This is a genomic window from Novosphingobium chloroacetimidivorans, assembly GCF_014204535.1.
GTDB classification, from domain to species: domain Bacteria; phylum Pseudomonadota; class Alphaproteobacteria; order Sphingomonadales; family Sphingomonadaceae; genus Novosphingobium; species Novosphingobium chloroacetimidivorans.
Genome location: NZ_JACHLR010000034.1, coordinates 1 through 22326 on the forward strand (window position 1 = coordinate 1; position 22326 = coordinate 22326).

The 22326-nt window shown below is 61.4% G+C and carries 15 protein-coding genes, 1 tRNA gene and 2 pseudogenes; 13 read left to right on the plus strand and 5 right to left on the minus strand.

Annotated elements, in window-relative coordinates; translation table 11 throughout:
* Positions 1-14 precede the first annotated feature (14 nt).
* The 5 genes and pseudogenes from HNO88_RS20470 to HNO88_RS20490 all read left to right on the plus strand — a co-directional run bounded on the left by HNO88_RS20470 (position 15) and on the right by HNO88_RS20490 (position 3965).
* Positions 15-91, plus strand: a tRNA-Met gene (locus HNO88_RS20470).
* A 188-nt stretch (positions 92-279) separates the two neighbouring features.
* Entirely contained in the window at positions 280-1512 is a 1233-nt protein-coding gene (locus HNO88_RS20475) for a tyrosine-type recombinase/integrase (RefSeq protein ID WP_184250317.1), read from the plus strand.
* Positions 1509-1616 (plus strand): annotated as a pseudogene (locus tag HNO88_RS20480) (HU family DNA-binding protein); the annotation flags it as partial. The gene HNO88_RS20475 and the pseudogene HNO88_RS20480, both read left to right, overlap by 4 nt.
* Before the next feature lie 172 nt (positions 1617-1788).
* Positions 1789-2016, plus strand: coding sequence for a hypothetical protein (locus HNO88_RS22505; RefSeq protein ID WP_184250362.1), 228 nt, complete (start codon positions 1789-1791; stop codon positions 2014-2016).
* Between the two features lie 1190 nt (positions 2017-3206).
* The gene (locus HNO88_RS20490) at positions 3207-3965 is read left to right on the plus strand and encodes a DUF2059 domain-containing protein (RefSeq protein WP_184250325.1); all 759 of its coding nucleotides are present in this window, start codon (positions 3207-3209) and stop codon (positions 3963-3965) included.
* A gap of 112 nt (positions 3966-4077) precedes the next feature.
* Here the strand turns inward: HNO88_RS20490 and HNO88_RS23085 are convergent.
* Positions 4078-4263: pseudogene (locus tag HNO88_RS23085) on the minus strand (MucR family transcriptional regulator); the annotation flags it as partial.
* A gap of 225 nt (positions 4264-4488) precedes the next feature.
* On the opposite strand from HNO88_RS23085, the gene HNO88_RS20500 reads away from it, so the two are divergent.
* Positions 4489-6978 (plus strand): TonB-dependent receptor, encoded by a 2490-nt coding sequence (locus tag HNO88_RS20500; RefSeq protein WP_184250329.1) that lies wholly within the window; start codon positions 4489-4491, stop codon positions 6976-6978.
* Positions 6979-6988: 10 nt separating this feature from the next.
* The gene (locus tag HNO88_RS20505; RefSeq protein WP_184250332.1) at positions 6989-8245 is read left to right on the plus strand and encodes an MFS transporter; all 1257 of its coding nucleotides are present in this window, start codon (positions 6989-6991) and stop codon (positions 8243-8245) included.
* A 373-nt stretch (positions 8246-8618) separates the two neighbouring features.
* On the opposite strand, the gene HNO88_RS20510 is transcribed toward HNO88_RS20505, so the two are convergent.
* Positions 8619-8942 carry a metalloregulator ArsR/SmtB family transcription factor gene (locus tag HNO88_RS20510; protein ID WP_184250335.1) on the minus strand — a complete coding sequence of 108 codons (324 nt, stop codon included), beginning with the start codon at positions 8940-8942 and terminating at the stop codon, positions 8619-8621.
* A gap of 83 nt (positions 8943-9025) precedes the next feature.
* Between HNO88_RS20510 and HNO88_RS20515 the strand changes: the two genes are divergently transcribed.
* Positions 9026-10000 (plus strand): acyl-CoA desaturase, encoded by a 975-nt coding sequence (locus HNO88_RS20515; protein WP_312857144.1) that lies wholly within the window; start codon positions 9026-9028, stop codon positions 9998-10000.
* Between the two features lie 4 nt (positions 10001-10004).
* A complete protein-coding gene (locus HNO88_RS20520) occupies positions 10005-11330 on the plus strand; it encodes an SRPBCC family protein (RefSeq protein WP_184250339.1) in 1326 nt (441 codons plus the stop codon).
* 268 nt (positions 11331-11598) lie between these two features.
* Here HNO88_RS20520 and HNO88_RS20525 read toward each other — a convergent pair whose 3' ends face one another.
* A complete protein-coding gene (locus tag HNO88_RS20525; protein WP_184250342.1) occupies positions 11599-12813 on the minus strand; it encodes an MFS transporter in 1215 nt (404 codons plus the stop codon).
* Between the two features lie 117 nt (positions 12814-12930).
* Here HNO88_RS20525 and HNO88_RS20530 point away from each other — a divergent pair, with 117 nt between their 5' ends.
* Together HNO88_RS20530 and HNO88_RS20535 are read left to right on the plus strand one after the other, a co-directional pair.
* Positions 12931-13521 (plus strand): TetR/AcrR family transcriptional regulator, encoded by a 591-nt coding sequence (locus tag HNO88_RS20530; RefSeq protein WP_184250345.1) that lies wholly within the window; start codon positions 12931-12933, stop codon positions 13519-13521.
* A gap of 707 nt (positions 13522-14228) precedes the next feature.
* On the plus strand, positions 14229-16277 hold the full coding sequence (locus HNO88_RS20535) for a TonB-dependent receptor (protein WP_221420142.1): 2049 nt from the start codon (positions 14229-14231) through the stop codon (positions 16275-16277).
* Positions 16278-16314: 37 nt separating this feature from the next.
* Here the strand turns inward: HNO88_RS20535 and HNO88_RS20540 are convergent, their stop codons facing one another.
* Positions 16315-17319 (minus strand): FecR family protein, encoded by a 1005-nt coding sequence (locus tag HNO88_RS20540; protein WP_184250350.1) that lies wholly within the window; start codon positions 17317-17319, stop codon positions 16315-16317.
* A gap of 58 nt (positions 17320-17377) precedes the next feature.
* Entirely contained in the window at positions 17378-18106 is a 729-nt protein-coding gene (locus tag HNO88_RS20545) for an RNA polymerase sigma factor (RefSeq protein ID WP_184250353.1), read from the minus strand.
* Between HNO88_RS20545 and HNO88_RS20550 the strand changes: the two genes are divergently transcribed.
* Both HNO88_RS20550 and HNO88_RS20555 read left to right on the plus strand, forming a co-directional pair.
* Positions 18105-20543, plus strand: a complete 2439-nt coding sequence (locus HNO88_RS20550) for a TonB-dependent receptor (protein ID WP_184250356.1) — start codon at positions 18105-18107, stop codon at positions 20541-20543. The genes HNO88_RS20545 and HNO88_RS20550 overlap by 2 nt on opposite strands.
* Positions 20544-20551: 8 nt before the next feature.
* The gene (locus tag HNO88_RS20555; RefSeq protein ID WP_184250359.1) at positions 20552-21757 is read left to right on the plus strand and encodes an alkaline phosphatase family protein; all 1206 of its coding nucleotides are present in this window, start codon (positions 20552-20554) and stop codon (positions 21755-21757) included.
* Positions 21758-22326 lie beyond the last annotated feature (569 nt).

The following is a 22326-nucleotide window of genomic DNA, read 5'->3' on the forward strand; positions in this document are numbered from 1 at the left end:
GGCCCTCATGGTGACGCGGGGTGGAGCAGCCCGGTAGCTCGTCAGGCTCATAACCTGAAGGTCGTAGGTTCAAATCCTACCCCCGCAACCAACACCAAACGTCCCATAACCGCTCGGGGCAACCCAGAGCGGTTTTTTCGTGCCTGTTTTCCGCAGCTTACATCCGAGTCGTGGCGCTTCAGATCGTCTTAAGGCAGACCTCTAGATGCCAGGACGTCGATTTGCATCAGGGGGTATTTTGTGGGGTACTGCCGGGGACCACCCGAGGAGTACCCCCACATGGCCCTCAAGGAACTGGAAGTGCGCTACGCCACCAAGCGCCAAAAGGACTACAAGCTTGCCGATGGCGAGGGCCTCTACGTCCTCGTCCGTCCCAACGGCTCCAAGCTCTGGCGGCTCAAGTACCGCTTTGGCGGCAAGGAGAAGCTGCTCTCGATCGGCCCCTATCCGAAAGTGAGCCTGGCAGATGCGCGGCTTCGCCGCGCGGAAGCCAAGGTGGCATTGGGGCAGGGGAGGGATCCTGGCGCGCAAGACACGCCTGCTCATGGGACGACCTTTGAGGAGGCTGCACGAGCATGGCATGCTAATCGGCTGTCCTCACTTGAGCCGAGCCATGCCGAGCGGCTGATGACCAGGTTGGAGCGGGATGCCTTTCCAGCGCTTGGCGCAAAGCAGCTTAAAGAGATTACCAGCAGTGACGTCTTGGCGATGGTGCGGACCGTTGAGGCTCGTGGTGCCCTCGACGTCAGCCGGCGGCTCAAGCAGCACGTCAGCCAGATCTATCGCTTTGCCATTCCGCAGGGCTGGGCGGAGCAAGACCCTGCCGCCCACATAACCGACCTACTTAAGCCCAAGCCGCGCGTGCGGCACATGCCGCGTGTGGGTGTGCGTGAACTGGCGGAGCTCGTCCGTGCGATCGACCAGTACGATGGCGAGGAGAACCCGCGCAGACGGGCCATCACGCGTGCGGCGATGCTGTTTACGCTGCTGACCTGGGCGCGCACCAACGAGACGCGGCTTGCGACCTGGGACGAGCTTGAGGGGCTGGATACGCCAGAGCCGCTGTGGCGAGTGCCAGCAGAGCGCATGAAGATGGAACGCGAGCACCTTGTGCCGTTATCTAGCCAGGTGAGGACGCTCTTGCAGCGTCTCCCCAGCTATCGCGGTAGCGGCTTTGTCTTTCCTGGCGACAAGCCGGCGCAGCCGCTGTCGCAGAACACCATGATCTATGCCTGCTACCGCATGGGCTACCGTGGACGGCAGACAGTCCATGGCTTTCGTGGGCTTGCCTCGACCTGGGCCAACGAGGCCGAGGATTATCGCTCAGACTGGATCGAGATGGCGCTGGCGCATGCCGAGCAGGACGAGGTGCGGGGCGCCTACAACGGTGCTCTCTACCTGACGCCGCGGCGGCGGATGCTACAGGACTGGGGAGATTTCATAGCTGGCATGATGGAAGGCGAAGGGGAGCGCGCTAGAGACGCAGCTCCACGACTGGAGAGTACCACATGAACAACGCTGAGCTTGCAGAGCGGATTGCCGAGACCAACGAGCTGACCAAGGCTGACGCTCGCAAGATCGTTGACGCTGTCTTTGCCGCAATCGCGGACGCGGCTGATGCGGACGCCGCTGATGCCCCGTCGTGAGCCCAACAGACTGAGCGTATAGTACCCAGTGCATTCCTCCTGCGAGCGACCCGCAGCGCATGTGCGGCGATCGTTCGCGCTTGTGATGCTTTGCGGGTGAGCGGATGTGGCGATAAGGAAGAAGCGATATCTCACCGCGACCATGTCCGACGGCTATGTGAAGACCATCGGACCCACGAGCGATAGCTTTACACATTACTGGCGGATTGTGGCGGAGCTCGAGAGTGGCAAAACGGAGGTATTCTGGGGCCATACGCGTTCGCTCGCCGAGGCACGCCGCAAGCTTGTCCCGGCCGACGATGCGGCTCCAACGCGAGGATGGAAGAGCTTCTCGTTCGAGATTGCCGAGCTTGTTGAAACACGCTCCTAGCGCGGTCCTGCGACAAGCCGACGAAGGCCCATCAGGCCCGAGCGGCGTGCTCCCGGATCTGAAGGTAAGCGCCTGCCATCAGGCCGTTGACCTCGTCACGGCTAAGTACTTAGCACGGCTCGTACTGGAGCCCTAGCTTTCGCGTTCGATCAGCATTGGCACAAGGCCGTTTACGCCCTCATTTCAGCCATTCAGCTGCAGCGGGAGCATGCCCGAAAGCGGTCCTTCGTTCATTCGGATCAGCGTCTCAGCATTCATCCCGGGCAGGGTTCGCAGTGGCCGCTTTCAAGCGTCCTGCGAGGCTGGACTTCGTCTGGTGTGGGGTGGGGCTGTCCAGCAGCTTTAGGGCAGCAGTGCCGGGTAAGCGTTCGTTCTACCGGTCACTTTACATCAGCGAAGCGTAGGGCAACGAGCAGCGATTGCGGCTCTGCTGGACTGAACCGACAAGTCCACGATCCTCCGGAAAGCTTCTCGCCTTTCCAAACTCCTCGGTTGGGCACCGTGCGCGCCCAGGCTCTCCCCGCATCGAGGCTTCGGCTTGTTGCCTAAAGCCTGGCCGATCTCAGGATGGCGCGCCAAAGTTGCTGCGTGAATAACTTCTTGTTTGTCAGCCGGCCACATTTTACTCGCAACGAGTTCCACGAGATCCGCTCGGTCACTTGCTGCAAATCGCATCGTCAAGCCGCGGATCATTGAAAGCGGCAGGTCGACCCAGATCGAGCGACTCATCAAGGATGTGGATGGTCAGGACAGGAAGATCGACGATCTTCGCCAACCTGCTATCTGGATTTAGGGTGAAATCGCGTTTGGGGTAGTCCTGCTTGCGGCGTTTGGATGGATTTTGCCCCAGATGATAATTGCCAAGCTACAATCGGTTCTTACGGCGCTCGGTAGCATTAAATAGCTGCGCCAGTTCGGCCACCACTTCGCTATCTCTCCATAGCACGACGCGTGGGTGCTTGGGGCCTCGTCGAATTGGCTGAGGTTGGTGGATGCCGCAGATTTGCAGGACCCACGTCGCAGCATGTGACATAGGCCTTCGATCGACTGGACGACTTCTCGGCTGGTGCATCGCCGCCGCCATCTATTCGTCGGGGTCCCAACCCCGGCGGAAGTTTCAACTTTTCCTGTCACGAGAACGCGCTACCGCAGGCGGGACATGACTTGCGACCTTGAGGGGAAAACCGAAGATGCGTCTCGTCCTTGCCGCCGCCGGAGCGGCCTTCCTTGCGCTGGCCGTGCCGGTCACCGCGGCAGAACCCGCCCCGGCTAGCGCGACCGAGGCCGCGAGGCTCGCGTCGGCGAAGCAGACTGTTGACTACGTCTTTCCCACCGGCACCTATGCCCGGATGATGGGCGAGACGATGGACAAGATGATGGACTCCATCCTCGATTCCACCATGCGCATGCCGCTCAAGAATTTCGCGGGCGTCAGCGGCGCCGAAACCGGCGAGATTGGGGAAGGCTCGCTGGCTGAGATGATGGAAATCTACGACCCCGCCTACAAGGAGCGAATGCGCCTCTCGACCCGAACCATGATGACCGAGATGAGCACGCTGATGAGCCGCTTCGAGCCCGACATTCGCTCTGGCCTCGCCAGCGCCTATGCCAAGCGGTTCGACGCCGCTCAACTGGGCGAACTCAACCGCTTCTTCGCCACACCCACCGGCAAAACCTATGCCGCCGAGTCGTACATCATCATGATGTCGCCCGAGGTCATGGAGAAGATGCAGGGCTTCATGCCGCAGGTGATGCAGGCGATGCCCAGCATCGTCGAGAAGGTGAAGAGCGCGACTGAAAAGCTACCAAAGCCCCGCATGTACGTCGACCTTTCCGATGCGGAGAAGGCGAAGCTGGCGAGGATCCTAGGCATGTCGCTAAAGCAACTCGAGGAAAAGGAAGCCGCCAAGGCGGACACCGTTGCGCCAGCAGAGGACGAGGCGGAATAAGGACGCGGTATCGCACCGCCTCAGCGCTTTTATCTCTCCGGTTCCGATAAGCTCGTGGAGCTTTGTTTTGCCGATGCGGGTCACACGGATCGCGTCGCAGCGGCGCGACCATCGGGTAATCCGCCGGCAGGTTGAACGCCTCTCGGTAGCTCGCGGCGGTGTAGCCGTGTGTCTTGATGTGCCTCATCAGCAGCCGGTACGGCTTTCCGTCATTCCGCAAGCACGATCCTCGGTCGGTTTCATCGACCACCAGGGGCAGGGCCCGATCGGCCGTTACGCCACGGATCATCGCCGCCATCTATGCGAGCCTCGCGCGCGATCACCAGGCCGGGACGTTATCTTGACCCTTCAATTGTACGTCTGCTGAGAACTTCGTTCTGTAAATTGACAAACTTTTCGGCATCGTGAATGCGTGCATAAAGCGCCGACACAGGTGCTATAAGGCGTCGAGCGCTAGCGGGTACTCGGCCAAAGACAGAACGTGGGCGCAATGTCGACCTGCGGCGGGACAGGGGGAGTGTTGATGAAGAACAGGCAATTTGCTGGCAGTGTGCCGGGTGTGCTCGCTATGCTGGCATCGGTCACTATCGCGGGACCGGCGTTGGCTCAGGGTGCAGAGCGAGCAACGGGCGCCGAAGCTAGTGACGGCGACATTGTCGTCACAGCGCGACGCTCCGAGGAGCGGCTACAGGACGTTCCCATTTCGATCACGGTGTTCAGCCAGGAGCAGCTGGCGAACCGCAACATTGTCAATACTGCGGATTTGGGCGCCTATACGCCATCGTTATCGGTTAATAGCCGCTTCGGAGCAGAGAAAGCCTCCTTCGCCATTCGCGGCTTTGTGCAAGAGGTGAACACCGCACCTTCCGTCGGCGTTTACTTCGCCGATACCGTCGCGCCGCGCTCGGCTGGGGGCACCAGCGGCGGCAACGGCGTGGGTGTGGGCGCGCTGTTCGATCTTCAGAACGTTCAGGTACTCAAAGGGCCACAAGGCACGCTGTTCGGCCGCAATACGACAGGCGGCGCCGTGCTGATCGTCCCGCGCAAACCCACCGACTCCTTGGGCGGCTATGCCGAGGTTTCCGCCGGCGACTACGAACTGCGCCGGGTCCAGGCCGTGCTCAACGTTCCACTCGCCGAGACGTTCAAGGTGCGGCTTGGCGTCGATCGGCAGACGCGCGAGGGATACCAGAAGAACCACTCGGGCATTGGTCCCGACCGTTTCGGCGATGTCGACTACTGGTCCTTTCGCGCCAGCGTGGTCGCCGACCTGACGCCCGATCTCGAAAACTACTTGATCGCCAGCTACACCCGCTCCGACACCAGCGGCACCGTTCCGCGGATCGTCTTGTGCGACCGGGCCGCCGCGGCGACCGCGATCAATCGGCCGGCAGGCACCACGATCACGACGCGCATGCAGACAGCGCGCCTCGGCTGCGCGCAGCTGGACCGTCAGGATGCACGCGGCGACAACCTGTGGGATGTCGAAAGCGGCCATCCTGACCCCTCCCTCAAGCTGCGGCAGTGGCAGGTCATCAACACCACGACCTGGCGTGCGAGCGATACGCTGACGATCAAGAACATCGCCAGTTATGGCGAGTACCGCGAGCGGGGCGGGCTCTCGATCGCAGGCGACAACTTCGTCCTCCTGCCTGGGCAACCCGGAGCGGGCTCGCGATACAACTTCCAGCAGCTCTTTCCATCCGCGAACCAGGACAATGCGGCGCAATCGACTTTTACCGAGGAGTTGCAATTCCAGGGGCAGAGCGGTGCGCTCGACTGGCAGGCAGGCGCTTACCTCGAAGTCAGCTCGCCGCTGGGTTTCAGCGCCGGCAACACCTTTACGCTCGCCTGTACCGATCCACAGACTTTCCAATGCTTCAGCCCGTTCGGAAGCTCGGGTACCGCCTCGTATCCGCAGATCAAGACGACCTTCAACAACAAGGGCGTCTATGCCCAGGCGAGCTATGATCTCTCAGAGGCGCTCACGCTCATTGGTGGGCTGCGTTACACGATGGACCGCACTCGCCAATATGCGCAAACTACGCGCATCCGCTTCCCCGCGCCCAACCGGTTCGAGTACTTCTGCTCGGATACCTTGCGCTTCCCGGGGCCCGGCGGAGGCCCACGTGTGGTCGCGAGCCCTGCGCAGTGCGGCCTGACCTTCCGCGTGAAGTCGGAGAAGCCGACCTGGCTGATCAACCTCGACTACAAGCCGGTCGAGGACATCATGCTCTACGCCAAGTACGCGCGCGGCTACCGCTCGGGCGGCATCGCTTCGAACTATATTGGCCTGGAAACCTGGGATCCAGAGAAGGTCGATGCCTACGAAGTGGGTGCCAAGACGAGTTTCCGGGGGCCGGTACGCGGCTACTTGAACGTGGCTGGCTTCTATAACGATTTCAGCGATCAGCAGCTCGCGGCCGGCCTCATCCCCAAGCCCAGCTCAGGTCTCGCTGGAGGAACGGCGATCGTGAATGCGGGCAAGTCACGCATTTACGGCGTCGAGGTGGACGGTGCGGTTACGCTGTTCGACAGCCTGAGGTTCGAGCTTGGCTATACGTACTTGTCTACTAAGCTCAAATCGATCGTGATCCCTACGCTGCCGCTCGAAAGCCCTTTCGCGACGATCACGCCTACGGCTCGCGCAGGCGAGGAGCTGGCGCTTTCGCCCAAGCACCGGGTAACCACCACGGCGACTTACACGCTCCCACTGGACGAAGCGATTGGGCGAATCTCGCTGGGCGCGACGTATGTGTACACGGACAAACAGATCGCTGTGCTCAGCTCGCCGATTGGTGTGCTGCCGCGCACGCATCTGCTCAATCTCAACGCCAATTGGGCGAATGTGGCGGGCAGCCCGGTGGACCTCGCCTTCTTCATGACCAATGTCACCAACAAGGCCTATCCGGTGAACGTCACCAATTCCTACAACTCTGCCGGGTTCGACGGCTATATCCTCAACCAGCCCCGGATGTGGGGCGTACGCCTGCGCTACAGCTTCGGTGAATAAGCCCCGCAGCATGACGAGCAAGGACGCCGGTTCCGCCACAACAGAGTGGCGCAGGCACTGGCCGCTTGTGGCCGCGAGTGCATTGGGCATGTCGCTGGCCGCGCTGCTCTCGTCGGTGTTCGGCGTCATGCTGGAGCCGCTGCAGCAGGAGTTCGGATGGACCCGGGCGCAGATCTCGTCGGGGCCGGCGATCGTGTCGGTGATGGGCCTGTTTCTCGCTACGCCGGCAGGCTATCTGATCGATCGGTTCGGCACCCGCCCTTGTGGCATTGTCGTGGTGCTGACCTCGTGCGCCGCAATCGCCTCGATGGGGGCGATCGGCAGCCTTTGGCACTGGTGGGCGGCTTGGGCACTGTTCGGGATCGCCGGCGCTTTCACTTCAACCGTCTGGCTCGCGCCGGTCTCGACGATCTTCCAAAACGGGCGGGGTCTTGCCATCGCGGTGACCGTCTCGGGTACCGGGATCAGCACGGCGCTGGCGCCCGGCATCGCCGAGTACTTCGTCCAGAACCAAGGCTGGCGCAGCGGCTTTCTGGCGCTTGCGGCCCTTTGGTGTGTCCCGATCCTGCCACTGATCCTCGCCTTCGTGCCACGGCGCGCACGCCTGGAGGCGCGGGACAGTGAGCAAGCTGCTAGGAACGTTGCTCCTGCGCTCACGGGACTGACCCCGCGGCAGGGCTTCGCCTCGCCGACGCTCTATCTGTTGTTCTTCGCCTCGCTGCTTTCCGCCATGACTGGCGTCGCGCTCGTTCTCAATCTCGTGCCCGTCTTGACTGACAGCGGCCTTAGCCGAGCCAACGCGATCGCGATCATCGGGTCGATGGGCGTCGCCTCGATCATCGGCCGTATCTGCGGCGGCATCCTGATCGATCGCTTTGATGCAAGGCGGATCGGCATTGCGGCCGCCTTGGTCTCTTTGGGACTGCCACTGGCGCTGCTGCTCTTTCCGGGTAACCCAAGCGCCGCCCTGTTTGGCGTCATCGCCTTCGGGGCTACGGGCGGCGTCAAGATGAACGCCATCGTCTATCTCGTCAGCGCGCGCCTCGGTACCCGCAGCTTCGGCCTGTTCTACAGCATGATCAGCATCACGATGTCGATTGCGCAGGGCATCGGTCCGCTTCTTGCCAACCACGTCTACGACCTGACTGGATCGTACAGGCTGGTCATCTGGTCGCTGGTGCCCGGGTTCGCCGGGGCGGCGCTCCTGCTGGTAGCGCTCGGATCGGGCCGGGCGGCACCGAGCGGCGACGTTGTACCTTCGAACTGAATGTCGCCGCACGAGGGCACTTTGCCTCGGCGAGCCAAGGCATGTTCGTCGTGTGCTAACCAGGAATTGGTGGAGAACGGCCTGGCCGCTTTTGGGCGCAAATGACCTAAGCCAACGTTCGTTCGGCTAGCCGCTGTCACGGGAGCTGCCGCCCTCAACCTGGAAGTGCAGACACGCTGGTCGAGTTCCCGAAACCGGCCGTTCGTTCACCTTCGCGAGAAGTCGAGTATTCGGCGGAATAAAGCAGCTATTGGCCAAATTAAGAAGTAACGCGTAGCGTAACCACTCGCGTGAGAGACGAGTGGAGGAAGATAACGGCGATAAACCGGAGTCCATCTCGCTAGTCAGTTTGGGTAATTTTTTCGACCTACGCTCACTCCTGTGATTCCGCTTTCTTCTTCCTAGCTATTTTTGCGCTTTCTGACTTCAGCGGGCGAGAGACCGGACAGACTTCCTGTGCGTAGGTGTTGAGCGTGTTGAGCAGGTTGTCTGGAACGAGCCGGTAGAACACGAACTGCCCTCGCTTCTCACTGCTTACCAGTCCGGCATTCTCAAGGATCGACAGGTGCTGCGAGACGGCCGGCTTCGACATCTCGAAGCGGGACGCAATGTCACCTGCGCTCAACTCAGCATGCGACAGATACGCGAGGATCTTGCGACGGGGCGTGGATGCCAGAGCCTCAAACACTTTCTGCATGAGCTCTATTTAAGGAGTAAGCTAATCGCTTGACAAGGGTGGTGAGGAAATTAAGCAATAAGCTAATTACCTCGGAGGTAGCCGTGCCCGACATCATCGCCGACCAATACCTGATCGAGGACAACATCGTGGCGGTGAACAGCCTGCGTGAGGTCCAAGGGTGCAGCGCTGTTGAAGGTGAGGTCCGCTGGGATCCTGTTCACTCGCTCTGGAATGGGGGCATGCTGGCGGTCACGTTATTCGTGGCGCCGGCGTTAGCCACCTGGGGTGCTGCTACCGTTTTCGTCTTGTTGACCGGCGTGTCACTCCTTCTTGGTCATAGCATTGGATTTCACCGCCTTCTAATCCATCGTAGCTTCGCATGTCCGCGGTGGCTTGAGCGACTGCTGGTCTGGATCGGCACCATGGTTGGCATGAGCGGTCCGTTCTGGATGGTCCGGACCCATGACCTGCGAGATTGGGCGCAGCGACAGCGTGCGTGTCACGACTACCTTGCTCATCGCCGGTCGATATTGACCGATGCGTGGTGGCAACTTCATTGCCGGTTGCAACTCGCTCGCCCTCCCGCCTTCGATCTGGGACGCGCCGGTGAGGATCGCTTCTACCATTTCCTTGAACGGACCTGGATGGTGCAGCAGGTTCCACTTGCGGTGCTGCTCTATCTCGGCGGCGGTTGGGGCTGGATCGTCTGGGGCATCTGCGTTCGAGTTAGTGTCTGCGTTACTGGGCATTGGTTCGTGGGGCATCTCGCTCACCGGCGCGGCCCGCAATCCTGGTTGGTGACGAGTGCAGGCGTCCAAGCCCATGACGTGCCCTGGGCTGCGATCGCGACGATGGGTGAAGCCTGGCACAACAACCACCACGCATTCCCCGGATCGGCCAGGATAGGACTGTATCCCGGGCAAAGCGATTGGGGCTACCAGATGATCCTGGCGCTCAAGCACCTCGGTCTTGTCTGGGACATCATCACTCCTGTGACCATGGCGCATCGCAACGAACTGCTGCGGGTCGAGCAAGCGGCAGGCGTCATGACTATCCCGCAGATAGCGAGGGGCTGACACGATGCGCAGGATCATCTCGTTCGCGGGCAACGTCTCGCCTGTCATCTATGCGCTGGTCGCGCCTTTGCTGCTGCTATCCCAGAACCTGATGGTGGCGCTCTGCTACCGCTGGCAGGGCGTGAGGCTCGAGGCTGATGCCTGGTTCTGGTTGCTTCCGTTGCGGCGCCTGGCCGAGATGCCTGGCCTCACCGCCCCACAGGCGGCGTTGGTATTCGTTGTAGGATTCGTTGTGGCATGGTTGCTTGCAGCCCTGTCGTTCCGCCGAGCGACGTGGTCTGGCCGAGGTTGGCGGCTGAGCGCATTCGCCATTTTTCCGGCGCTGCAACTCATTGTCGTGGCGGTCCTGGCGATAATGCCCCGGTCTGCGGAGGCTCGAGTGACGCGAGCTGACGCGCTCGATCTCGCTCAAGTTCTAGAGGGCGTGCTTGCGGGTGTGGCAATCCTGGTTGCTGCCGTGCTGATCTCGGCGCTGACCTTGGGCGCCTATGGCTGGGGCCTCTTCGTTGCTACCCCTTTCGTCGTGGGGATGACCACCGGCTTTATCGTAAACCGACGCGCGCCACTATCGACCGCTCGGACCATGTCGCACGTGCTGGCTGCAGGTGCGCTTGGTGGGCTGGCCTTGCTCATGCTCGCGCTCGAAGGCTTCATGTGTATCCTTCTCGTCGCTCCGCTGGGTTTGGGAGCTGCTGCCCTGGGCGGCGTATTTGGACGATCGATCGCGATGCTCGGACATGGAGGGCGCAAGCCGCTCATGTCCGTTGCCGTCCTGCCCATGTTGTTTGTTCTCGAAGCGAGCATGCCTCCTGCGACGCCGATCGACACGGACGAGAGTATCGACATCGCGGCATCACCGGACACAGTGTGGCAAGCAATCACGAGCGAGGAGCCTATCGGACTGTCCCCGGGCTTGCCAGGAATGTCGGGGCTGGCATACCCGCTCCGCAGCCGCTTGGTAGGTGAAGGGGTCGGTGCCACTCGCCTGGGCGTTTTCTCGACCGGGACAGCCGTGGAGCGCGTAACCAAGTGGAGGCCGGGCCGCGAGTTGGGCTTCACGGTCCTGGCGCAACCTGCGGCAATGGAAGAGATGAGCCCTTATCGCCACCTCCACACCCCGCACCTGACCGGCTACGTGGTCACAGGTGACTCGAGGTACGTGCTCACTCGCTTGCCCACAGGAGGGACGAGGCTGACGTTCCAGGCGCAGACCGTTCTTCGTATCGATCCGATCGCCTACTGGGAGCCGATCGCGTGGTGGGCATTTCATCTCAACGTCAGGCGAGTTCTTAGAAGCGCGAAGCTTCAGGCAGAGCATCATAGCTTGTAGTACCAGCGGCGGAATGAGCGCCGGGCGCCAGCCCGCCCTCAATCCGGTCGCTCAGCTGCTCGCGCCGCATGGCCGAAAGCGGCCGTCGGTTCATTTCAATTGCCGGCTTCTGCGAACAACATGAAGTGGGGACTTTCCCGCCAGACGGCTTCCAAGATCGGAACGGTCGCAAGCCGCCGTTTCTTGGTGTCACAACCGTTCGGTTTTGACACCGCAGACTTCCCAATTGAACCAAGTTATAGGGAGTCCAATGGTTTCTCGAAACCTATCAGTGGCTTGGCTGGGCGCGGTGACCGGGTGGAAAGGCAAAACGGCGCGCACCCAGTGCGATTACGAAGGCAATCACCGCCATCATGGCGACCGCTGGCGGCAGCAGCGGCGTCCCTCCAGTCGTGAGCAGCGCCCCGCCAAGCGCACCACCGGCCGCGATCGCCAAGTTCCACGCTGTGGTCACCATTGCCTGTGCCAGATCGACGCCATCGCCTGCCGCGTCGGCCGACGCCGTCTGCATCATCGCGCCGGCACCGCCGAAGCCGAGGCCCCAGATGACGGCACCTGCATAGACGGCAATGCCCTGTTCGCCGGCGATCGTAAGGAGGATCGCGACCGCCGCGAACGATCCGATCGCGATCAGAACTAGCCGGCGCAACATCCGGTCCACCAGCCGTCCGACGATCCAGATGCCGGCCAGTGAACTGACGCCGAACGCCAACAGGACGAGATCGACCCGCACTGCCGCAGCCGTCGCGAATGGGGCGATATAGGTGTAGAGGATGTTGTGCGCCGTCATCCAAGCAAGGATGACAAGCAGGATGGGCATGATGCCCGGTGTGGCGACGACGCAACGGAGCGAGGGGCGATTGTCGCTCGTCCGACCGGCGGCATCGGGCACTTTCACGACGATCCAACCGATCAGTGCGATGCCGACCGCCGAGAGAATCAGGAACGATCCGCGCCAGCCCACCAAGCTCCCCAGGAACGTTCCCAACGGAACGCCCAACGAGAGCGCCAGGGGCACGCCGACCATGGCGACCGCCATCGCCGGTCCGGTCTGATCGGGGCGCACGATACTGCGCGCGTAGCCCGCGAGGATTCCCCAAGCGAGACCCGCTGCACATCCGGCGACGAACCGTGCAACCAGCACGAGCGCGATCGACCCGGCCAGTGCCGTCAACGTGTTGCCGATCACGAAGCAGACGATGGTGGCGAGCAGCACAGGCCTTCGGTGAAGGCCTTGCGTCAAACTGGTGAGTGGGATCGCGGCCAGCAGCGATCCCAGAGCATAGACCGCAACGAGCTGCCCTGCGATGGCTTCGGAGACCCGGAGGCCGGACGCGATCTGCGGCAGCAAGCCGGCGGGCAGCGTCTCGGTGACGATGCACAGGAAGCCACTGGCCGCGAGGCCGGACAGCGCCGCGGTCGGCAGGTCCGTCCGCGGACCGGACTCCTCTCCGACGTGGGCGGGCGTAAGGGAAAGCGACATGATTGTCCTTGGCATTGCTATGACGCCCGCCCCGATTGGGAGAGCAATCGGAAGCGTGGATAATTCCGTTAAAGCCCACTATATAAATACCGCTTTCTGAGGCAAGGTAATTCTATAGTGATCGATAAGGAAAATAAGAGAGCACGAGGGCGGCCGCGTGGTTTCGCGCTCGACGATGCGATCGAGGCGGGGCAGCATCTGTTTCACGAGCATGGCTACGAGAATGTCAGCGTGGCTGCGTTGACCGAGGCGATCGGGATCACTCCGCCAAGCTTTTATACGGCGTTCGGCAGCAAGGGGGCATTCTTCAGGGATGCATTACAGCGCTACTCGACGACGGTAGTGCCGCTTGATCGCTTCCTGATCCCAGGCCAATCACCCCGGCCTGCCCTCGGCGACATGCTGGCGGCTGCGGCGCGCGCTTATTCCGCCCATCCGCAGCGGCGTGGTTGCCTCATCCTCGAACACGCCAAGGCGGGGGCGACGGAGTGGGGCATCGCCGCCACGCAAATAGCAGGCGAAAACCGCAGTAGAGTGCAGGCGTTTCTCGAAGCATCCGACATTCCGGCGCCGGCCCGCGTCGCCGATTACGTCGCCACGACCATGCTCGGCTTGTCGTCCGCCGCACGCGAGGGATGGGAGGAAGCAAGGCTGATTGCCGTGGCGGAAACCGCGTCGGGGGGATTAGACCAGCTCGTGCAGCGCTAGATCGTAGTGTCAAGGTGTCAGACCGGTCGGTTTTGACACCCTCGCTCCCGCACAGCTTTCCAAGGGCTTGCAGGTGTCATAAACCCGGCTCAGAATGTCGGATTGCGAGATCGGCACTTGGCTCAGGATGGGGGAGGGCGCCTGGCGCCCTCAATCCAGCCATTCAACCGGCGCGGGAGCATGCCCGAAAGCAGTCGCTCGTTCATCCTGCTGACCGGGCAGCCCTGAAGGACTTGAAGTGGGACGAAGCCGTCGGTCGCCAGCCAGGTGTCGAAGGTCAGCTTACAGCAACAGCGGCCATTAGCGGGTTTCCAGCATCCCAGAGTACCCGCTACAAAACATTCTAGACCGACCGTTGAGGACACTTGCGTCTCCACTCGATAGCCGAGGGGACTTAAAGCCATTTCCACTCCCTGCTTCAGATTTTCCGGTTGCAGATCGCAGGCCCGTCAATTCCGCTTCCGAGCATGGATCCCCCGGCTCCTCTCTTTTTGATGCGGTGATTCGGCCCGTCGCTGATGAGACGTGGGGGGCATCGTGGAAGACGCCGTGCTTACCCCCGGTCCATAGGGGTTTTTTCGATGCATCTGGCTTTCAAGTACCGTTTCGCGATCCGATCCAGCTTCCTGGCCCTGGCGACCTGTGCAGTTCCGGCTTTCGCACAAAGTGAACCAGAGACCCCATCGACCGGTCTCGAAGACATCGTCGTGACCGCGCAAAAGCGCACTGAACGGCTGCAGGACGTGCCGATCGCGATCACCGCGCTTACGGCCGAGACCTTGCAGAAAACCGGTGCCGATCGGTTCGAGGACTACCTAGCCCTCTCGCCTGGCGTGAACTTCGCAGGTACTTACGGCAACAATGCCGTGACCATTCGCGGGGTTTCCACCGCGCTCTATTCCAGCAACACGCAAAGCACGATCGAGGTGCTGTTCGATGATCTTCCCTCGCTGAACCGCTACTACTCGCGCTTCAGCTCCGACATGCGTCTGGTCGACGTGGAACGCGTGGAGGTGCTTCGTGGGCCACAGGGGACGCTGTTCGGTTCGGGCGCCCTGGGCGGCGCGATCCGGATCATCAACGCCAAGCCAGACGCCGGCCGGTTCTCTGCCAGTGCGGAGGCGGGCCTTTCCTCGGTCAAGAACGGAGGTACGGGCCATGATCTGAAAGCCATGGTCAACATTCCCATCGCGACCGACAAACTCGCGCTTCGCGTGGTCGGCTACGATATTCGCGAGGCCGGTTTCATCGACAATATCGCCCGGAACGAAAAGAATGTGAACGATATCCACTCGACCGGCGTGCGCGCGGCGCTCAGCTATACACCAACGGATCGGCTGACGCTGACGGGGTGGGTGTGGCATCAGCGCGATCGCACCGGAGGCGACTTCGTGGGCTTCCTGAACCCTGCCAATGGCGGCAAGTATCAATCCGCTTCCGTCGATCCGGAAGACGCGGCCGACGACAAATCGACGCTCTACAATCTTACCGCCAAATATGAACTTGGCGGAATGGAGCTGCTGTCATCGACGTCCTATGTCGATCGCAACAGCTTCAGCGACCGGGATTATACGACCTTCTGGCAACAGCGCCGCGCCTATCTCGGCGATGTCGAGGATACGGTTTCGGCCGATACGCGCATGTTCAACCAGGAAGTCCGGCTCGCATCGACAGGCGATGGCCCCCTTCGCTGGGTCGTGGGCGGCTATTATCTCAAGCAGGATGTCTCGGTTTATTTCCTCCGGACGATGGCCGGCTTCGGAGCGGCCAAGAAATACACGTCGGATACGATCTCCTCGCTTGCGGTCGACGCCTCGACGCGGGAAATCGCCGCCTTCGGTGAGGCTAGCTACACCGTGTTCGACAAGCTTACCCTGACCGCAGGCGCCCGCTGGTTCGACAACAAGCTCGAGTTCGCGAGCGAGCGCGGCGGATTCGAGGGGGGCGCGTCGACCCCGCCCCGTTCGTCGAAAGAGCGCGCCGTCACACCCAAGTTCGCGATCGCCTTCCGGCCAAGCCGCGATATCAACATCTACGCGCAGGCGTCCAAGGGCTATCGTACGGGACAGAACAACTTCGTTTCTTTGGCTGATCCTGCCACCGGACAGTTTCCGCCCGAAGCGTACGGACCCGACAGTCTGTGGAACTACGAGATCGGATTCAAGACCAGTCTCTTCGATCAAAAGCTGCGTCTCAATGTTGCGGCCTTTCATATCGACTGGAAAAACGTTCAGCTGACACGCCGCAACTCGATCAGCACGTATACGGACAACACCGGCGATGCGCGCTCTCGCGGCGTCGAGGTCGAGCTGACGGTCGCGCCGACCGACGGGCTGACCTTCGGTGTATCCCCCGCCTACACCAGGGCGCGCCTGGTGTCGGTGCTGCCGGGTGCGACGGTTCAGCCGGGCGAACTTCCCGGATCCCCCAAATGGAGTGTCTCGGATTTCATCCAAGCCTCCAAGCGCTTTGGCGATGAGATGGAGGCCTTCGTTCGGCTCGATCATCGCTATGTCGGGTCGAAGCGGACGCAACTCGAGGCGGTCAGCTATGCTCCGGCGGGGCGGACCGACGCCTATCATCTGGTCAACCTGCGGATCGGCGCGACCTTCCGCAACTATGAGGCCAACCTCTTCGTCGACAACCTGACGAACAACGACGCCTCGCTGGCCCCGCGCATCCTGGCGAGCACGCCCGATGGCACCATTCGCCAGCGTCCGCGCACCATCGGCGCTCTGCTGCGCTTCCGATACTGAGCGCGTGATGATCTGGGTGGCCGATCGGCCACCCAGATCATCCGCCCTTGTCGTTCCGGGCCGAAATCCGCCGATCGCCATTTGGCATCCGCTCGACCTTGATCGGCAACTGATCGGAAAGAACGCGCAGGACTTCATCCTCGCCGGTCAGGTTGATCACCGCCGATACGCGCAGATTGCCGACCATCCCGTGATCCAGGATCAGACGCCCGGCATAGTATCGATCCAGATCCTCGACCACCTCACCCAGTGTGCGGTTCTCGTAAACGAGCTGGCCTTCGGTCCAGGCGGTGGCAGGGTTGCTCTGCATACCGCGAACAATCGCAAGCTTATCATGCCCGAGACGCGCGAAATCGCCTTTGCTCAGGCGATAGGATGCTCCGGTCTGGCCGGAAATGCTATCGAGCGTGACGACCCCTTCCGTGACTGCGACTTCGGTCTTCGAACCCACGATCCGAATGTTGAAACCTGTGCCCACCGCCGACACCCGCGCTGTCGGCAGCGTGACGATAAACGGGCGGGTCGGATCCTTCGCGACCTGGAAAAAGGCCTCACCGTCGTCCAGCATCAGCGAACGCTCATCCGAGCCCAGCCGGTAACGAAGCTTCGATGCGGTATTGAGCCTGACGATCGATCCATCGGCCAGACGCAAGGTCCGCTGCTCGCCCACGGCCGTGGATGCCGAAGCGTAGGCCCCTTCGCGTTCCGGGCTGTACTGGAAAAGCAAGGAGCCGCCGCCCACCAGCAATACGAGCGAAGCTGCCACGGCCCATGGTCTCCAGGCTATCCGTGGTGCGGTGGCCGCCTCGCCGACGCGCGTCTCCCGGTCGAGGAGCGCATCGTTCGCAAACTCATCGATGAACGCCGTGTCGAGCGTTCCGAGAAGTTCCTGCAGTTCGGCATAGGATTGCGCGTGGGCAGGATCCGCGCTCCGCCATCGCTCGAAGTCGGCACGGTCCGCTTCGGTCGCTTCACCGCTCGTCAGCCGGGTGAACCAAGCGGCGGTCTGATCGGCGATGTCATCCTCGTCAGTCAGCGCCATGACCTGCAGTGCTCCTGTAATAAATCTGACACAAAAGCATCATCGGCCGGGCTGCCATTTACCTCAGCGATCTTTTTGAGGCGCGCAACAATCGTGACACGGCTTCCATGATATGCTTCTCGACAGCGGACTTGGAAATGCCGAGTTCCGCTGCAATTTCCGCGTGCTTGAGACCATGCATGCGGGACAAGAGGAAGATGACGCGAGTGCGTTCCGGTAGCTGTTCGATGATCGCGCTGACACGAGCGAGCTCGGTGCGACTCTCGACGATTCTGTCCTGCGTCGGCGCGCTGCAGGCGAGTTCAGGCAGCACGTCATCCTCGATCGCAGGCGCAAGATGTTCGTTGTCGCGCCGCCGGCGGCCGATCTCGTCGGACAGCATGTTCCGGGCGATGCCGAAGATGATCGGTCGGGCCTCTGTGCTGGATGGATCGTATCCGCCTTTGAGGAAACGCAGGATGCAGTCCTGCGCCAGCTCTTCGGCGCGCTCCTCGTTCATCAGTCGCCTGCGGAAATAGGCGAGAAGCTGTGGCCGCACTTGCCGCGCGAAACCGTCCGCCAGGTGGCGTTCGAAAGGCGGTTTGCGCGTATCGGACATATCGTGCGTGGCGGGCCTGTGCGTTGCTCGACACTGATCTGCGAGCAATCCCGGCGAATTCCAAGCGCTCAATACGAATGGTCGAATTTTTGAATAATTGTCTGCGGTGTTTTTCGCGGCAGCAGATGAACGGCTTGAATCGCTCCACCGGTCCGCTGGAGAAGCTCGTCTTGAACCGCAGAAAACCATGAAGAAGGGCGCCTATGTGTTATGCTCGCTCGGCCTGGTTCTCGGCATGGGCTGTTCTCCCACGACAGCGTATGCGCAGCGAGCGGGCCGCAGCCCGACGCAAACCTATCCCTTCGACATTCCAGCACAGCCATTGGGCCGAGCGCTCATTCGATTTGGGGTTCAGTCGAAGATCGCCATCGCCTTCCAGGAAGATCTGGTGGTGGGCAAGCGCAGCAAGGCGGTCCGGGCCACCGGCTCGCCAGCGCAAATCCTTTCTCGCCTGCTAGAAGGGACCGGTCTTGCCTTTCGCTTCAGCAATGCGCGCAGTGTGCGGATCTTTCTGGATCGAAGCCTGCCCCGTCCAGACCACAAGCCGGTCGCTCCGGTAATCATGGTCCAGCCCGACATCGTGGTAACGGCCCAGAAGCGGTTGCAAGACGTGATCGACGTGCCGGTCGCCATGAGCGTCATCGGCCAACGCGAACTGCGCCAGCCGGGCCGGGATCGATCGGAGACCTATCTACAATCGGTGCCGGGCGCTACCTATGCCGGAATAATCGGCAATAGTGCGGTGGCAATACGCGGCATTTCTACCTCGCTCTATAATAACAATCAGCAGGGTACGGTCGAGGTGCTGTTCGATGACATGCCATCTCTCAATCGCTACTATTCGCGCTTCAATTCCGACATGCGCCTCGTCGATGTCGAACGGGTGGAGGTGTTGCGCGGACCGCAGGGCACGCTGTTCGGATCGGGAGCGCTTGGCGGCGCCATTCGCATCATCAATGCCAAACCCGACCTGAGCCGGTTCCAGACCAGTGTCGAAGCGGGGCTAACGTCGGTTCGCGGTGGAGGCATGGGCCATGAGCTCAAAGCCATGGTCAATGCGCCCCTGGTTACGGACCGCCTGGGTTTGCGTTTCGCCGGCTATGATATCGTCGAACCAGGCTTTGTGGACAACGTCGTCCGTCGTCAGAAAGATGTGAACCGCGTTCGCAGCACGGGCGCGCGAGCCACGGTGGCATTCACACCGACCGATCGCCTGACTCTCACCGGATGGGCATGGCATCAGCGAGACCGCACCGGCGGAGATTTTGTCGGTTTCCTCAATCCCCGCGACGGGAAAGCCTATCAATCCGGCTCCATTCGCCCGGAAGACGCCGTCCATGATCAGGCCACGTTCCTTAATCTGACCGCCCGGTATGATCTGGGCTCGGTCGACCTGACATCCTCCACGTCGCTTGGTTTGCGAAAGGGGCGACTGGCTCGGGACTACACGAGCTTCTGGCAAGATCAGGTGCAGTATGACGGGTCGGTTGACGATACGGTCGCGTCTCGATCACGCACCTTCGTGCAAGAACTGCGCATCGCATCGAAGGGCGACGGACCGCTGCAGGGCGTTGCGGGAATTTTCTATCTCGACCAGCGACTGAAGGTGAACTTCGAGCGAACGATGGACGGCCTTGCGCAAGAAAAAGGCATATCCTCCGACCTCCTGTCACAACTGCTCGTTGCGCCGGACACGCGCGAATTCGCCTTGTTTGGAGAGGTGACTTTGCGCCTGTCCCACCAGTTCGATGTAACGGCCGGTGCGCGCTGGTTTCGCGACAATCTTCGCTTTTCCAGCCAGCGTACCGGCTATCTGGCGGGTGAACCCACCCCGGTCGTCAACAGTGACGAGGGCGCGATCACACCGAAGCTGGCGATCGCTTTCAAACCGACACCTGCGATGAGTTTCTACGCGCAAATGGCCAACGGATATCGCACGGGTCAGAACAATTTCGTGGGGCTACGCGACGCGGAAGCCAACGCCCGGCCTGTCAGCGCATATGGCCCGGATGATTTGTGGAATTACGAACTCGGCTTGAAAATCCGGCAAGGGCGGGGCTTCCAGATCAATGCCGCACTCTTTTACATAGACTGGCGCAACATCCAGCTGACCCGCCGCCAAACCATCACCACGTACACGCAAAATGCCGGCAATGCCGTGTCCCAGGGCGCGGAGCTGGAGATGACCGGCGAGCCGCTGCCAGGCGTTCGGTACGGCTTATCTGCCGCTTACGTGGATGCGCGCTTGACCCGCGTTCCGAAGGGCTTGGCGATCCAGACTGGCGATCTGCCGGGGGCCCCGAAGTTGTCCGCCTTTGGTTTTGTCGAACTCAGCCGCGCCCTTGGCTCTCGCAATGCGACCCTTCGCTTCGAGCAGCGCTATGTCGGGTCGCGCGATGCCGGTCTGGAGCCGGCTGTCGATCCTGCGGCGGAGCGGACCGACGCCTACTTCGAGACCAATGCTTCGTTGAGCCTCGGTTCGTCCGGCAGCGAAGTTCGCCTTTATGTCCGCAACCTATTCGACCGTGGGGCCGCCATCGCAATCCGGGAACTGGCGGCCACGCCCCCCGGAGCGATCCGCCTGACCCCGCGAACCATCGGTCTGCAATTCCTTCACGCCTTCTAGGATCCATGATGAACCAGCTATTTCGTATTGCCGCCGGCATTGCCGCCGGTCTGGGAGCGCTGCTGCTGCCTGCCGCAACCATGGCCGAGGAAAAAGCATCCTGTTGCCAAACCCGGAACGTCATCACCATCATCGTGGATGGTGCGCGCTGGGAAGAGGTGTTCCACGGCATCGACCCACGCTTCCTTCAGCCGGAAGGCGAGAAATACTTTCGCCAACCCGGCGAACCCAAGAAACTGTTCCTGGAAAAGTTCTGGCGCGATAACGATGAGGCGCGGCGCGCCGCACTCATGCCGTTCTTCTGGTCGACCATCGCGACCGATGGCCAGCTGCTGGGAGATCGCAAGGCCGGCTCGGCCGTGCGCCTGCGCAATGGAATCCATATATCCTATCCCGGCCACAGCGAATTCCTGACCGGCAAGGCGGACGATGCGCGCATCACGTCCAATGCGTTCAAGCCCAATCCGAACGTGACCATCCTGGAATATCTTCAGGGACGGCCAGCATTCAAAGGCAAGGTTGCGGCGCTTTCGACCTGGGATGCCTATCCCTTCATCCTCAATGTCGAGCGCAGCGGCTTGCCGGTCCATTCTCCCTCGCATCCGCTGGACTTCGCGCCTGCAAATGACCGTGTCCGGTTGCTGAACGAACTGCTCACCGACACCGGGCCCTCCCTTCACTCCGATGCGATCACCTTCCACCTCGCCCTGGAATATCTGAAGGAAAAGCGGCCGCGATTTCTTCACCTCAGCTTCCAGAACGCCGATCGGACCGCCCATGCAGGACAGTATGACGAATATGCCTATGCCTTGCAAAGCACGGACAGCTACATCCGCCGCATCTGGGAATGGGTCCAGGCAGACCCCGCTTATCGGAACCATACAACCTTGGTCGTAGCCGCTGATCATGGTCGGGGCGCTGCGTCCCTGGACCTGTGGAAGACGCACGGAACCCCCGGCTACAAGCCCGTCGGCCCCAACGAGATCAATCCTACCGAGGGCGACCAATACTCGTGGTTGGCGATCATCGGTCCCGACACGCCTCGCCTCGGAGCTCGGCATGACATTCCCGATGTGGAAATAGCGAACGTAACGGGAGGAATCGCGAAGCTGTTGGGGGAATCGTTCGCCGTGGATACTGGCAGTGAGTCCGCGATGAATATCCTCATGGCGCAATTGGAGGGGAAGCGCACAAAGTCCACAGGGTCGGAATGAATGGGGTATGCTTGGGGCCGGCCGAAACCAATCATGCAGACGATAGTTCATGACAAGCGTGCGCTTAGCTCGTCTGGACGCTACGGAGCGGCGCCCGCTTTTCACCGTCATGCTGGCACCGGACCGTGAGTAAAAGACGGTTTCCAAGATCTTGCGCCGCCAACTGGATGTCTGCGGGTCGGTCTAATTGCGCAGGGTGCACATGGCCGTGAACTGGCCGGTTTCGATATAAACGGTCGTTCCGGCCGGCAGATTGGGACGGTGACTGTTGGTCGCTACCTGTCAAAGATCGCCCTCAATCTGGTCACACATCTGCAGCCAGGACGCGACTGAAAGCGGAAGTTCGTTCATCACCCGAGCTTACCAACATTGCTTGCCAGCGTTGCGCGGCGTCAGTCGGACGATGATCAAGCCGTAGTAGTGAACCTCGATGGGTTTGCCAGATCGCATAAGGGCACCGGATGCGTTTCGGTGATGACGTGCTCCCCGGATTGTTACCAGTCAGAGGTAGAGTCCCGCGCCTTCATGATGGTTGGTTGAGGTGATGGCAACCTGTCCGGGGGCATGCC